Source organism: Rahnella sp. PAMC25617 (assembly GCF_050606005.1).
In the GTDB taxonomy this organism is placed as follows: domain Bacteria; phylum Pseudomonadota; class Gammaproteobacteria; order Enterobacterales; family Enterobacteriaceae; genus Rahnella; species Rahnella variigena.
Window position 1 is genome coordinate 1 of the sequence record NZ_JBOCUM010000006.1, and the last position, 14,724, is coordinate 14,724.

The window sequence follows — 14,724 nt, forward strand, 5'->3', positions numbered from 1 at the left end:
GGCGGCGCGTCCGATCCCCCGGCTGCCACCGGTGATTAAAATCCATTGATTTTCCATGACTTCTTTCATGGCTTAGTGGCTTTTTCGCTGAGATACTGGCACAGCTCACGCACCGTAATGTTCACGTTATCGACGAACAAATCGGCCTCGATGGTGACCCCAAACTCTTTCTTCGCCAGCACCATCAGTTCAACGTAATCCAGGCTGTCGAGTTTGAGCTGATACAACGGCATGTCCGGGGTCAGATCTTCCTGTTCCAGATCCTTCGCGTCACACAGCATCTCGCAAACCTTGCTGTAAACCTCATCATAATTCGCCATGTTTTATTCCTTTAAGTGAGTCAGTTGTCTTTGTTTTTTATGAAAAATCAGTGTGTCATTCAGTCAGCGGTCCGGTTTTAAGCGTGACTGCGACGGACATCAGCGGTTCACCGTCCTGCCAGGCCTGAATGCCTGCCAGCAGCACCAGTCCGCGTTGTTTTTCGCCCATGACCAGCGTCGGCCGGATGGCGTAATGTATCGCGCCGAAACGCTGTCCCTGTTCTGTCTGGGTCAGTAATCGCGGGGGAAAATGCGTTTCATGATGCGTCTGCACCACCTGTACCAGAGTAAAAATGTCACCCAGACTGTTCGCCTGAACCGACGGCAAAAGACTGTGCACGGTTTCCAGCGTCTGCGGGGCGTTCACCAGCTGACGAAACAGCACGGCGTCAAGAAAGCTCCACGCCGGAACCACCGGGCTGCCGACAGCCAGAAACTGCGTATGCAGCGTTGCCAGTTCCTGCGCGCCCAGCGTATTCATCTGCGTGACCGGCGGTAACACCAGTGCCTGCGTCGGTGTCAGTTTGCTGCTGATGCTGGCCTGCTGTGTCTGCGCATGACGCAAACTGGCGCTCAGCTGCACCCCGTCATCACGCAGCGTTTCGCGCACCGGCACCTGATACAGCGTGTCGCACAACACCGGTTCGCGCAGACGGCTGGTAAACATCAGTCCCTCTGCCCTAACCCCGTGCTTTTCACGCGAGGTACTCAGCGCCGACTTCATATCCAGCATCGCGCGCATTCCGTGAACGCATAATCCGGTCAGACCAAGACGCTGCGCCCTGGCAGCGTCAAAATGGATCGGATTGTAATCACCGGAAAATGCCGCCCAGCGTTCGGCATCCGACAGGCTGTAACGCAGAGTGTCAGCCGCCAGCATTATTTCCCCCTTCCGATCACCAGCGCGGCGTTCGCCCCGCCGAAACCGAAACTCAGGTTCAGCGTGGTATTCAGTATCGCCGGACGATGCACATTGGGGACGTAATCCAGATCGCACGCTGGATCGGGCGCATCGAGATGGCAGGTTGCGGGCATGATCTGATGCTCAAGCGCCTGCAGGCAAACGATGGATTCAAAACTCCCTGCCGCCGCGATCAGATGTCCGGTATAGGATTTGGTACTGGAGCACGGCGTGGCGTAAGCCGCCGATTCGCCCAGCGCAATCTTGATCGCTTCGGTTTCGTTGAGATCATTGAGCGGCGTAGAGGTGCCGTGCGCATTGATATAATCCAGATCGCTGGCAGCAATACCGGCCTGCGCCAGCGCATGGCGGATGGTTTGCACCCGCGCAATTTTGTCTTCGGCTGGCGCGGTAAAATCAAAGGCATCCGAGAAATTGCCGTAACCCAGGATCTCACCGAGAATGTTTGCGCCGCGCGCAAGGGCAGATTCCCGTTCTTCCAGACACAGCACCGCCGCACCTTCGCTGAGCACAAAACCGTTGCGATGCAGGCTGAACGGGCAACAGGCGCGGGTGATTTCTTCCTGTTCACTGGCCAGCGCGCCCAGCACGTCAATATTCCATACCGCCGAATCAGAGCGCAGAGATTCTCCCGCGCCCGCCAGCATCATGCTGGCCCGGCCATTGCGGATCAGTTCGAACGCGTCGCCGACCGCGATGGTTCCGGTCGCACAGGCCGCGACCGGCGTGTTCTGATAGCCACGCAACCCCCACAGCAAACTGACTGCCGCCGTGGCAGAATTCGGCATGGAGAAAAAGCAGCCAAAAGGAGATCCCATACCGGTACGCAGATAGTCTTCGTAATGCAGCTGGGTTTCATCCTGCCCCGCCCAGCCGGTGCCCATAATGACGCCGCAGTCGCGCAAATCGTAATGTTGCTCCGGCTTGTCATCGCCAAACGCCATCTGCATGGCTTCCCGCGCAGAGGCCAGCGTCAGCCGGGCATAACGCGGCAGGCGGCGACGGATTGCCGCGGGCACGCCTTTGAGCGAAGGTTCATGATCAATCAGGCCATAAAAACGCGATTTAATCCCGGCCGCTGATTTGTCGCAGTAGCGGTAGCCGGGGGTGTAATCCATGATCGCGGCCCAGCTTTCGGCGGAGTTCAGCCCCAGCGGGGTCACCGCACCGTAACCGGTCACGACCACCCGACGCGGCGTGTCTGCCGTCTGTAAAACATCCTTTTGCATGCTTTATCCTTGTTGACTCAATGTGTTGTCTTCCCCGCCACCCAGCGCCAGCCAGAGTTTCATCGTGGAATACAGATAGTTATATTGCGTGGTGACCAGCGTGTTCTGGCTGTCGAGCAAGGTGTTCTGCGCGTCGAGCAGCGTCTGATACACCACCGAACCGTGGCGATACTGGCTTTCCACCAGTGCCAGCCGCTGCTGACTTAATGCCAGATCTTGCAGCTGTCGCTGTTTTTCCTGCTGATAGGTCAGGCGCTGCGACATGGCATTGTCGATATCCTGCAACGCGCTGTACGACGCGCTGCGGAACTGAATCGCCGCGGTTTGCACATCCAGGCCAGATTGTTCAACGGTCAACCGCACTTTGTTCCATTCGATAAACGGCAGGTCGAGCGCAGATCCGAGCGTTCTGGCCGGATTGCTGAACCATTGCTGAAAAACAGAAGCCCCGGCATTCAGCGACGCATTCAGCGTCAGCGACGGATAAAAGCTCAGCCGTGCAACGTCCGAACCGGCCAGCGCCGCACGCAGATTCAGTTCAGCCGACTGCACGTCCGGCCTTCTGGCGATCACTTCAAGCGGTAAACGCTGCGCCACCGGCACGCTCTGATGAATATCCAGCGACTGACGCTCCGCAGGGTATTGCCCCGGCGGGCGGCTGAGTAAAATCGCCAGTGCATTACGGTTTTCATCGCGCTGCTGATACAAATCGCGCAGGTTGTTTTCGCGGCTAAGCACCGTTTGCTGTGCCTGCAAATAATCCAGCTGACCGAGGTCACCGGCTTTCCAGCGTGACGTCACCATCACCAGGGTTTCCCGGGCAATCGCCAGACTTTGCTGCAAATTACTGATCTGCTGATTCAGGCTGGCAATCTGCCAGTAAAGCTGTGAGGTAGTGCCAATTAGCGTCAGCGCGGTGGCCTGCAAATCCTGCTGCGAGGCTTGTGCCAGCCAGTCGGACTGCTCACGGGTACGCGCCAGTTTCCCCCACAAATCCAGCTCATAAGAGGCCGACAGTGAGTTTGTGTAACTTTCGACCGGCGTGGTCTCGCGGCGCATATTTTTGGTGTTGCTGGCCGATGCACTGGCGGAAAAATCAGGGGTCAGATTCAGGTCGGAGAGTCCCGCCGTCAGCAGCGCCTGCCGCAGTTTTATGCCCGCCAGCGCCAGATCATTATTGCTTTGCAACGCGGAAACAATCAGCCGTGACAGCTGCGGGTCATCAAAGTTATCCCACCAGTGCGGGGAAAATTTCGCCACGCCTTCGCCGGTATCCTGCACGCGCCAGGTTTGCGGAACTGAGAGCATCGGCCGCTGGTACTCGCTTTTCAGCGCCTGACCACAGCCGGTCATCAGTACCGTCATCACCGCCATTGAGAGTAAATTCAGTTTGTTCATTCGCGTGCCAGCGCCTCTGTCGGATGCAAACGCGCGGCGTTGCGTGCCGGGAAAAAGCCGAAGCCGAGCCCGATAAGCGCCGAGAAACCGCAGGCTAAAAGGATCGGCGGCCAGGTGAAAATCATGGTGAATTCCTGCGTAACCTGAGAAAAAATCAGCCCTGCCACGCCGGATCCGACAATGCCGATCAGACCGCCGAGGGTACAAATCACCACCGCCTCAATCAGGAACTGACGCATGATGTCCGCCGGACGTGCGCCAACCGACAGACGAATGCCGATCTCGTGCGTTCTTTCTGTCACCGACACCAGCATGATGTTCATCACGCCCACACCGCCCACCAGCAGTGAAATCCCGGCAATCGCGGTGATCAGCAGCGTCATGGATTCCGATGTTTTACGGATGGTTTTCGTCAGTTGGTCGTTGGTCATGGTAAAGAAATCGCGTTTGCCATGCGACGCATCCAGCAGTTGCTCAACGTTGCGCTGGGCGACATCCGTCGGATAACCGTCGGCAATGCGCAGGGTGATGGATTGCAGCGGCGTATCCCCCGACATGCGCTCCAGTAAGGAGGTGTAAGGGATCCACGCGCCGAGCTGCTCGCCGATATACTTCGGCCCTTTTTTATCCGCCACGCCGATCACCCGGTAAGGCACGCCGGAAAGCTGGATAATTTCGCCCAGTGGATCCTGTCCGGGAAACAGCGTACTGCGCACATTCGGGTCGATAATCACTACCGGTTCGCGGTCGTCGAGATCGCGCGGCGTAAAACGGTTTCCGGCAATAAAGTTAAGCCCCTGTACGCGAAAGAATCCGTTACTGACGCCCGACAACGACACCAGCACCTGCTTACCGCCACGGATCGCCATCACAGTTTTGCTCACTACCGGCGACAGGCTGTCGATGTACGGCTGTCTGCCGAGCAAATCCACGTCTTCCAGCGTCAGGGAACGTTCAAAATCAGGACGCGGTTTATCCCAGCCCAGACCGGGCTGAATTTCGATGGTGCTGGTACCAAGCTGGCTTATCTGGCTGAGAATGCTCTGCCGTGCGCCCTCGCCCACCGCCATCGAGGACACCACCGAAGAGATGCCGATAATGATGCCGAGCATGGAAAGAAAGGCGCGGATCCGGTGTCCGAGCAGGGAACGCCACGCCATGCGCACCGCTTCTTTCAGACTCTGCCAGAGCGGCGTGCGTCCGGTGGCGGCAATGGCCGGTAATCCCTGAGATTTGCCCTGCTGCATCACCGGATTGATGCGGTCCGCGACAATCTCACCGTCGTGGATTTCGACAATACGCTGACACTGTTCGGCGATACTGCGGTCGTGGGTGACGATAATCAGCGTATGCCCGGCCTGATGCAGCCCATGCAAAATCGCCATCAGCTCCTGACCGCTGGTGCTGTCGAGCGCGCCGGTCGGCTCATCGGCGAGGATCACCGGCGCACCGTTCATCAGTGCCCGCGCAATACTGACACGTTGCTGTTGCCCGCCGGAAAGCTGCGCGGGCCGGTAATTCATGCGATTGCCAAGCCCTAACCGGTTGAGCAAATGTTCCGCCCGTGCCTGACGCTCAGCCGCGGGCATGTCGGTATACAGCGCCGGAATGGTGACGTTTTCGAGGGCGGTGAGATACGGCATCAGGTGATAGCGCTGAAATATAAAGCCCAGATACTGGCTGCGCAATTGCGCCAGCTGTTCGCTGGTCGCCACATGCGCAGGCACATCCATAATGCGCATTTCGCCTTCCGACGGCTTATCCAGACAACCGAGAATGTTCATCAGCGTCGATTTACCTGAACCGGACGCACCGATAATCGCCAGCATTTCCCCGGCATTGACGCGCAGGGAAATATCTTTGAGCACGGTGACGGCAGCGTTGCCCTCACCAAAACGGCGGGAGATATGCGAAAGTTCGATAACCGGAGAATTAGCCATTTGCCGTCTCCGCCTCATTTTGCATCATCACCACGTGCTCACCTTCGCGCAGCCCGTCTTTCACTTCGACAAACTGACGGTCATTGATGCCCGCACGGATCACCCGTTGTTCGGTCTTGTCGCCGTTCACCACCTGCACCTGATACCGGTCATCGCCCAGTGGCTGACCCAGTGCCATCACCGGCAGACGCAGCACATTTTTGGCCTGTTCGGTGATGATAAATACCTGCGCGGTCATTGAGGTGCGCAGCAGATGATCGGGATTCGGCACGCTGAACACGCCGTTGTAATAGACAGCAGAAGGTTGCTGAGTCTGGCTGCTGGTGCTTTCATCCTGTAAGGCGTCGTTTGGCGCGTCCTGCAAGGTGCCCATGACGCTCTGATAACGATGTTTGGGATCGGCGACCACGTAAAACCACAGCGGCTGACCAGGATGCACTTTCAGGATGTCGGTTTCTGAAATACGGGTTTGCACCGTCATGGTATCGACGTTGGCCAGCACCAGAATGGTCGGCGCGGTCTGCGAGGACACCACGGTTTGCCCTTCTTTGGTGACGATGCCGAGCACCTGCCCGTCCACCGGTGCCAGGATCCGCGTATAGCCCAGATTGGCTTTCGCCGTTTCCAGCGCCATCTGCGCCTGCACAATCTGCGCTTCGTTGACTTTGATCTGCGCTTTCTGGGTATCGACTTTAGCCTGCGCCTGCTCGAGATTACTTTTAGTACCTGAGCCATCGCGATCCATCTGTAACTGACGTTTCAGTTCCAGCTGATATTGCGTGAGCGTGTACAGCGACGCCTGTTTTTGCGCCACGGCACTGTCGAGTTCCGCTTCGGATTTACGCAGTTCGCTCTGTTGCAGCGTCGGGTCGATTTCGGCCAGTAACTGGCCTTTGGTGACCCGGTCGCCCGCACGGACATACAGTTTTTTCAACTGACCGTTGACCTGCGCACCGACGTTGACCTGCGCGGAAGGCTTGAGGATACCGGTCGCCAGTACGGTTTTTTCGATATCCCCGCGACCTATGGCCTGTGAGACCAGCGGCGCGGCGGTGCCGGACATCATGCTGTGTACGCCGTACGCAGCCCCGGCCAGCAGGATCAACACCACAAGGATCAGCGTATAAAATGCCTTGCGGTGTCCGGCGGCGATGTGTCTGATTGAGAAACTCACGCCGGTTCTCCTTGCGGGGTGATAGCGGAAATCACAGCGCCCGTTGTCGCGGCGACGCGGCCATCTCTCATCACACAGACCCGGTCAAACAAGGCCAGCGCGGTTTCACTGTGCGTTACGGTGATCAGGGTTTTTCCGTATTCACGGCAATGGCTGATCAGGGTTTGCATCACCTGCTGCGCCGTCTCTTCATCGAGATTGGCCGTCGGCTCATCCAGCACCATCACCGGACAATCGCTGTACATCGCACGTGCCAGCATCAGACGCTGACGTTGCCCCAGCGACAGCGCGGGATGGCTTTCGCGGATCAGCGCGTTTTGTTTGCCTGGCAGACGGTCGATCACCTCCGTCAGGTTCAGTCCGCGCAGCGACTTATCTATACGCAGCTGCTTCTGCGCGTCGTGTTCACGATCAAACAGCGTGATGTTTTGCAGAACGCTGGTATTGAACAGGATGTCCTCCTGGCTTTGCAGGAAGAACAGCTTCTGTGCCTGACGGCTGCTGACCGGCTGTCCGTCGGCCAGGATTTCTCCGCCCTGAGGTTCGATAAGTCCTGTAATGACTTTCAGCAGCGTACTTTTCCCCGCGCCCGACTCACCGACAATCGCCAGCGTTTCGCCATGACGCACCGTCACCGACACGCGGTCCAGCACCGGTTTACCAGGATCGTAAGCAAACTGAAGTTCACGGTAACTGAGCTCCTGGCTGAAGCGGACAGGCGGCAGTAAGTCGCCGGCGGCCTCTTCCCTGACCGGCGGGAACAGATCGGCGGCGCGGGTATCAATCACGTGCAGCTGATTCTTTTGCAGCACGGAGAAGAAAATCTGCGTGATGTAAGCGGTAAAAATCTGACGGACAAAGCTGTAGGCGAAGAATTCACCCAGTGAAATCCGGTTATCTTTCAGCAACGGCAGCGCCAGCAGCATAAAGAACACCATCTCGAGGCTGCCAATCAGCTGATACAGGCTGCTTTTCACCTGCTCGTACACTTTCTGTTTCTGGCGGCAGTCAAACAGCGACAGTGCATATCCGGCGAATGCCGCCTGACGCTGGCTGTTCAGTCCGGCGGATTTGAGCGTGGCGAAACCCTGAATAGTTTCCAGCAGGAAGTCGCTTTGTTCCGCACTCTTTACCTGAACCTGCTGGGTGTAATAGCGGTCGCGGAAAATCGCCCAGACGCTGACCAGCCCCATCAGCGTGACGCCGATGGCGGAAATACCGGCCAGCAGCGGGCTGATATAGCACATCACCGCCAGCGCAATCACGCCGACGACCCAGTCCACGCGCAGGCCGTTGTCCAGCTCGATTTTTTGCGCCGCCGCCATCTGCCAGTTGGAGAAACGGCTGTAGATTTCACCGGGGCTGCGTTTCTCAAAGAAAGAAAGCGTGTTGCTCAGCAACCGGGCAAAACCGCTGACGCTTTGCATCACGACAAAACGTTTGATAAACCGCTCGGTCACGCTGCGCACAATAAACGCCAGCAGCGTCGAGACCACGAAGGCCAGCAGGTAATAGAAATACGGGAATTCGGTTTTGCCGCCGGAAGAGAAAACGTTGTTGATTGCCGAGCTGACCATCACCGGCATGATGAACAAGGTCAGTGACACCAGAAATGCCAGCAACATCAGCTTGTAAATGCCGGGGATCGCTGCCGTTTGTTTCAGGCTCATGCATTCGAGTGCGCGGAAACGCCGCGTGCGCGGTGGTTTTTCTGCCGGTTGCGCAGTGCGCGGCGCCTCCTGATCGAGCACCACTGCGTAACCACTGATTTCAGATCTGAGCGCGGCAACCGGCAGAAGCTGTTCGCCAATCGCCGGATTCATCACGCAGACATAGCTGCCCTGACGATAGGCCAGCAGGACATAGTGACTGGCACCGTAGTGCAAAATGGCGGGTAAAGGCAGTTCTGCCAGCTCATCGAAATCAAACGCCACCGGATACGCCGGGATCGCCAGCTCAGATAAGATGTCGCACAGGGTCGACAGCGCGGTGCCGTGGGACGATGTCGGGAAACGTTCGCGTAACACGTCCAGCGGCGCGCTGATGCCCTGAGTTTCCGCCAGCATAGAAATACAGGCCAGCGCGCATTCGTTCGTTTCTGCCTGATAAACCAGCTTAGGAATAATATTATCCATAATCGATACCTTAAAACGCCCTGTTCTTTTCAGTAATATCGCTGCGCTGTTGCGGATGGGTTTTCACTCATTAATAAAAAATAACGAATGTGAATGCCACAGCATCCAGTCGGTTGAATGTTCACGAATACTTTGTTCAATAATGCGCGGCATTTTTTCTTTTAATTCTTTTGCACTGACCGGGTCATGAATAACGATATTCAACCCCTTGTCATAATAAAGATGATAAAAAATTACCTTCGCAGACATCATTCGTGCCAGGCGGATAATACCGCTGTGTAAACTGGCGGGACGACCAAATATCCGGCAGGATAATTTTTCTGCTTTGTCTTTACTGGCGAACTGCGTGAAATCAGGCGTGATATCCGGGAATAAAATAATATTCCGCTGATTATCGGCGGCCTCCATGACCGACGTCATCAGATTCCCGGCAATATTTTTATTATCTTCATGTATCGAACAATAGGTCAGATCGACGCCACCCAGTTGCCGTTCCGCTGCGGAATGTGCATCCGCGCTGCGCGAGGTAATGACCGTTGCTTTACCCGGAAACGCCGCGGCACCGACCATGGTACTGAGTACGTCCGACACCATGTGTAGTGGCGCGAGGATCACCGGCTGACCGGCGCGTTGCAGCGGCTCGACCACCGCATTGAGCCGGGCCGAGCAGTCGGCCAGCTCACGTAATGCACGACGATTCTGTCCGTAGGTCACCGCCTGAATCAGCAGCTGTCGCCGCTGGGTCAGCCAGATATAATCAAATTTCTTATTGTCATTCATCAGACATTGACGGTTAGACTGCGCAACCGCCGCCCGTAATTTCACATCGCGGCCTGTCAGCCCTAAAAAGCGTCTGACGTGGGACAAAGCAAAAATAACGCGATAATGCATGTGCCGGAATAATAAACAATGCGCCCTGTAGCCAGTAAGCCGGAGTTTATACAAAAACCACTGACATCTGACGGTGAGGTTTTTCCAAAACAGCGCGCACCACAGGGCAACGAATTTCATTATTTCTCCGGCGCCTGATCATTCTTCAAAATAGAGAGTAATTTGTCAGAGAATGACGGGAAATCACGATCCTGAATCGCTACCCATTTTTTAGCCACAATAAAGGTCGGGGTGGCATTAATGTCGTAATACTGTGAAACGCGGGTCATATAATCGAGCAGGTCTTTGACCTCTGCCGACTGACTGACTTTATGGTATTCATCGACATTAATCTTATTCTCTGCCAGCCACGCATCTCGTTTTGCAGGATCACCCAAATCGATGTGATTTTTCATGACCGCATCATAGGCGCTCTCACGGTGGGCTTCTTCAATGCCCATCACCTGCAATGTGGCAAATACCGGTGCAAAGCGCGCCAGTCCGCCCTGATTATCCAGGCTGAAGTGCAGGCGAACCAGTTTTTTACCCGCTGGCATACGTTTTTCCAGCGCCTCAACATTCTTTTCGTTTAATGCACAGTAATGACAACCGTATGAGAAGATTTCAATAATATCTTCCCCATCCGTAATCGGACTTTTGGCTAATTTATCCGCCGACAGCGACGTCAGTACCTGTTGTCCGTCATCGCTGGTTTGGTTGCGCACAAGGTAATGGATCCAGGCTGTCGTAATCAGCGCTGAAATAACCGCGACAAAAACGGTATACGCCAGAATGGGCAAAATTCTTTTTTTCATGGGGGGCTTTTCATCCTGAAATAATAATACGCGACGCTCACCGGGGAAATATCAGGCGGGCGTTGTATATGAAATACAACGCCCTGTCAGAAAAACAGTAAAACTATTTATTCTGATTTAATAAGAAACGGATGTTTCTCAGCCTACGTTACCGCAGTTGATGATTGCTGCAGCGGTGAAGGTTTTAGTCACAACACCATTTTTGTCAGTACAAGTTTTCACTGCATTACAAACAGTTGCATCACCTACCAGGTTTAATTCAAAGCTGTTTACGCAAGTCGTGGTACCGCCAACAATTGCGCTTGCTTCATTCATGTTGATCTTTTTCATCTGTGATATCCTTATTTAGTTAGAATTAATATAACAATAGTCTGGAGATATTATTCACTGACCTGTTTCCAGTGATTCCCCGCACAGAGAAAACATGATTAAAACATGTCCCCCTGCACTCCGAAATAATCCCCTTGAATAAAAACATTCAGGATTTCATTATCGGATGCGGCGCATTGTAACGGCGGTTTTTTAATTGGGCAATACACCTGAAATGACATAAAGCGAGCAAACTCAACCGTTCGGTTACACAGGTCACAGGAGTTTTCTGATATAAAATTAAGATAAAGCGCACCGGATAAATTCAGCCGTGCCCGATGCCAGATCTGCCTGATTTATGATGCAGGATATTTCTCAGACAATATTAAGAATAGCGGATCCTGAGACGGCAAAATTTTTTAAAAATAATTTAAGGGAAACGTTATGCAAAGCATTTGCGGGGACACAGGGAGGAAAAACGCAGGAAAGGGAGCCAACATCCCATCCGCTCCCTGTCACAGAAAACGGATGGGCACAACACGTTCTTCATCAGAAACCTAATGAATCCAGCAGATCATCAACCTGTTCTTGCGAGGCCACCACGCCGACACCGTTAGCGTCGAGTTGCGGGCCGTTCAGCAGGCTGTCAGTTTCGCGTTTCTGCTTAACCTGTTGTTCTGGAATATTTTCCATCAGCACCATCAACAGCTGATTTTCAATTTCCTGAACCACGGTCATCATGCGTTTGATTACCTGACCGGTCAGATCCTGGAAGTCCTGCGCCATCATGATTTCCATCAGCTGAGCATTGGTAAAGCTGGTGTGCTCAGGGATCTCTTTCAGGTAGCTGCGGGTGTCTGTCACCAGCTCGCGTGCATCCGATAATTCAATCGGATTCTCAAACCATTCATCCCAGCGCTTATCGAGTTTCTTCGCGGCAGATTCAAGTTTGTTCTGACGAGGTTGCGCGGCTTCCACACAGTTCAGGGCGCGCTCGGCGGCCTGTGCTGTCATGGTGACCACATAATCGAGACGATCGCGTGCATCCGGGATCGCTTCAGCTGCCTGAGCAATGGCCTGATCCAGGCCAAGTTCACGCATACTGTCACGCAACATACGGGTCAGTTGCCCAATGCGGGCGATAATATCGCCCGCGGTTGCTGCATCATTTGCAGGCATTGGTATCTCTGCCATAGGTGTGCTCCTACATGCCCAGTTTTTCGAATATTTTGCCCAGCTTTTCTTCCAGCGTGGCGGCGGTAAATGGTTTCACGACATAACCACTGGCACCGGCCTGCGCGGCGGCAACGATGTTTTCTTTCTTCGCTTCTGCCGTCACCATCAGCACCGGCAATTTAGCCAGCGCGCCATCTGCACGGATGGTTTTGAGCAGATCCAGACCGTCCATGTTTGGCATGTTCCAGTCGGATACCACGAAGTCAAAACCGCCAGCACGCAGTTTGTTCAGCGCGTCAACGCCGTCTTCCGCTTCTTCAACGTTGTTGAAGCCCAGTTCTTTCAGCAGGTTACGCACGATACGACGCATGGTAGAGAAGTCGTCTACTACCAGGAATCTCAGATTTGGATCGGCCATGTTTTATCTACTCCTAAGGTTTGCTACCCAGCACAAGGCTGAAAAATTAAATACGTAATGCCTGACCGGCTGATATTTGTGCCAGCATCCGCTGACTGATTTGGCTGAGATCCACCACTTCGTTTACGCCGCCGGTGGCGATAGCCTCGCGAGGCATACCGAAAACCACACAGCTGGCTTCGTTTTGTGCAAGGGTATAAGCCCCCGCGCGGTGCATCTCGAGCACGCCGGCAGCGCCGTCATTGCCCATTCCCGTCAGGATCACCCCGACGGCATTGCGTCCGGCGAACTGCGCCACCGAACGGAATAACACGTCAACCGACGGACGATGGCGGTTCACTGCCGGACCGTCGTTCAACTTAACCTGATAGTTGGCGCCACTGCGCGCCAGTTCCATATGCCGGTCGCCCGGCGCGATATAGGCGTGACCCGGCAAAACGCGTTCGCCGTCCTCGGCCTCTTTCACGGTGATCTGACACAGCTTGTTCAGTCGTTCCGCAAACGAGCGGGTAAAACCCGGTGGCATATGTTGTGTAATCATCAGTGCCGGACAGGTCGGCGGCAGCGGTTGCAGCACGTGGCGGATAGCCTCGGTGCCACCGGTCGATGACCCGATCGCAATCAGCTTTTCACTGCTCAGCAGCGGCGTATGGCTGAGAATGCGCGGCTGTTCGGTATTGACGCTTTTATTCAGACGCGCTTTTGACGCGGTACGAATTTTGTCGGCAATCATTTCGCTGTAAGCCAGCATGCCTTCGCGGATCCCCAGCTGCGGCTTGGTGACGAAATCAATCGCCCCCAGCTCCAGCGCACGCAGGGTGATTTCCGAACCTTTACCGGTCAGCGACGACACCATGACCACCGGCATCGGGCGCAGGCGCATCAGCTTTTCCAGAAAATCCAGTCCGTCCATACGCGGCATTTCAACATCCAGCGTCAGTACGTCAGGGTTGAATTTTTTGATGAGATCACGCGCCACCAGCGGATCCGGCGCAGTCGCCACCATTTCCATATCCGGATGGCTGTTAATGATTTCAGTCATCAGCTGACGCATTAACGCCGAATCATCGACGCTCAACACTCTGATTTTATTCATTACCTCTCCTTGGCGAGGCCGTAGACGGTCTGACCGCGCAAATAAAATTCCCGGCTGATTTGGCTGAAGTTCTCGGAGTGTCCGGCAAACATCAGACCACCCGGTTTAAGTAACGGAACAAACCGGCGTAAAATTTTCTCCTGTGTTTCTTTATCGAAATAAATCATCACATTACGGCAGAAAATTGCATCAAAAGGACCGTTAAGCTGCCACTGGTTCGCCAGCAAATTTAGTTGCTGGAAAGCCACCATCTGCGCCAGCTCGGGACGCACACGCACCAGGCCGCTGTGAGGGCCGGTGCCTTTGAGGAAAAATTTCTGTAACTGCTGCGGGCTGAGCGTGCGCAGCTCTTCCAGCCGGTAAACGCCCGCCGTGGCTTTTTCCAGTACCTGCGTATCAATGTCACTGGCCTGAATACGGCAGCTCGCCATGCGCGGACCCAGCGCTTCACTGAGCGTCATGGCGATGGAATACGGCTCTTCACCTGTCGACGCCGCCGTGCTCCACACACTGTAATTATTCGGGCGGGATCGGGCATGCTCCGCCAGGATCGGGAAGTGGTGTGCTTCACGGAAAAACGCCGTCAGGTTGGTGGTCAGTGCGTTAATAAACGCCTGCCATTCCGGGCTGTTGCTGTCGTTTTCCAGCAACGCCATATAACTGCCAAAGTCGTTCAGCCCGAGGATACGCAACCGCCGGACCAGGCGGTTGTAGACCATTTCGCGTTTATGGTCTGCCAGTACAATTCCTGCACGTTGATAGATAAGTTCACTTATCCGGCGAAAATGGGTATCTGACAGCGGTAAACGCTGGATCATCTGTGCCATGATCGAAGTGTTATCAGCACTCATTGGCGAGCCTGGTTGATTCATGGTGCAGCTCCATTAAAGGGACAGGTGGTGTAACGGGTACCCAATTCACT

At 54.8% G+C, this 14,724-nt stretch carries 14 protein-coding genes; all 14 read right to left on the reverse strand.

Annotation, left to right across the window (positions count from 1 at the left end):
- Positions 1-65 precede the first annotated feature (65 nt).
- Positions 66-320: an acyl carrier protein gene (locus tag ACM615_RS05990; RefSeq protein WP_112287865.1), complete on the reverse strand. Its 255-nt coding sequence runs from the start codon at positions 318-320 to the stop codon at positions 66-68.
- A gap of 55 nt (positions 321-375) precedes the next feature.
- A complete protein-coding gene (locus ACM615_RS05995; RefSeq protein ID WP_431011629.1) occupies positions 376-1,200 on the reverse strand; it encodes a MaoC/PaaZ C-terminal domain-containing protein in 825 nt (274 codons plus the stop codon).
- Positions 1,200-2,471 carry a beta-ketoacyl-[acyl-carrier-protein] synthase family protein gene (locus ACM615_RS06000; RefSeq protein ID WP_431011630.1) on the reverse strand — a complete coding sequence of 424 codons (1,272 nt, stop codon included), beginning with the start codon at positions 2,469-2,471 and terminating at the stop codon, positions 1,200-1,202. Before ACM615_RS06000 ends, ACM615_RS05995 begins: the two co-directional genes overlap by 1 nt.
- Before the next feature lie 3 nt (positions 2,472-2,474).
- Positions 2,475-3,869: an efflux transporter outer membrane subunit gene (locus tag ACM615_RS06005; RefSeq protein WP_129638697.1), complete on the reverse strand. Its 1,395-nt coding sequence runs from the start codon at positions 3,867-3,869 to the stop codon at positions 2,475-2,477.
- Positions 3,866-5,809: a MacB family efflux pump subunit gene (locus ACM615_RS06010; protein WP_431011631.1), complete on the reverse strand. Its 1,944-nt coding sequence runs from the start codon at positions 5,807-5,809 to the stop codon at positions 3,866-3,868. Before ACM615_RS06010 ends, ACM615_RS06005 begins: the two co-directional genes overlap by 4 nt.
- A complete protein-coding gene (locus ACM615_RS06015) occupies positions 5,802-6,875 on the reverse strand; it encodes an efflux RND transporter periplasmic adaptor subunit (RefSeq protein ID WP_112291609.1) in 1,074 nt (357 codons plus the stop codon). Before ACM615_RS06015 ends, ACM615_RS06010 begins: the two co-directional genes overlap by 8 nt.
- Before the next feature lie 104 nt (positions 6,876-6,979).
- Positions 6,980-9,118 carry a peptidase domain-containing ABC transporter gene (locus tag ACM615_RS06020; protein WP_431011632.1) on the reverse strand — a complete coding sequence of 713 codons (2,139 nt, stop codon included), beginning with the start codon at positions 9,116-9,118 and terminating at the stop codon, positions 6,980-6,982.
- 63 nt (positions 9,119-9,181) lie between these two features.
- A complete protein-coding gene (locus ACM615_RS06025) occupies positions 9,182-9,943 on the reverse strand; it encodes an ABC transporter (protein WP_232829985.1) in 762 nt (253 codons plus the stop codon).
- 185 nt (positions 9,944-10,128) lie between these two features.
- Positions 10,129-10,803 carry a DsbA family protein gene (locus ACM615_RS06030; protein WP_431011633.1) on the reverse strand — a complete coding sequence of 225 codons (675 nt, stop codon included), beginning with the start codon at positions 10,801-10,803 and terminating at the stop codon, positions 10,129-10,131.
- A gap of 138 nt (positions 10,804-10,941) precedes the next feature.
- Entirely contained in the window at positions 10,942-11,133 is a 192-nt protein-coding gene (locus ACM615_RS06035) for a DUF4762 family protein (RefSeq protein WP_095922324.1), read from the reverse strand.
- Between the two features lie 528 nt (positions 11,134-11,661).
- Positions 11,662-12,306, reverse strand: a complete 645-nt coding sequence (cheZ, locus tag ACM615_RS06040) for a protein phosphatase CheZ (RefSeq protein WP_112291593.1) — start codon at positions 12,304-12,306, stop codon at positions 11,662-11,664.
- Between the two features lie 10 nt (positions 12,307-12,316).
- Positions 12,317-12,706: a chemotaxis response regulator CheY gene (cheY, locus tag ACM615_RS06045; RefSeq protein ID WP_104922338.1), complete on the reverse strand. Its 390-nt coding sequence runs from the start codon at positions 12,704-12,706 to the stop codon at positions 12,317-12,319.
- A 46-nt stretch (positions 12,707-12,752) separates the two neighbouring features.
- Complete coding sequence (locus ACM615_RS06050) at positions 12,753-13,802, reverse strand: protein-glutamate methylesterase/protein-glutamine glutaminase (protein ID WP_431011634.1); 1,050 nt, start codon at positions 13,800-13,802, stop codon at positions 12,753-12,755.
- Complete coding sequence (cheR, locus tag ACM615_RS06055; protein ID WP_101078653.1) at positions 13,802-14,674, reverse strand: protein-glutamate O-methyltransferase CheR; 873 nt, start codon at positions 14,672-14,674, stop codon at positions 13,802-13,804. The genes ACM615_RS06050 and cheR overlap by 1 nt, the downstream gene beginning before the upstream one ends.
- Positions 14,675-14,724: the final 50 nt, after the last annotated feature.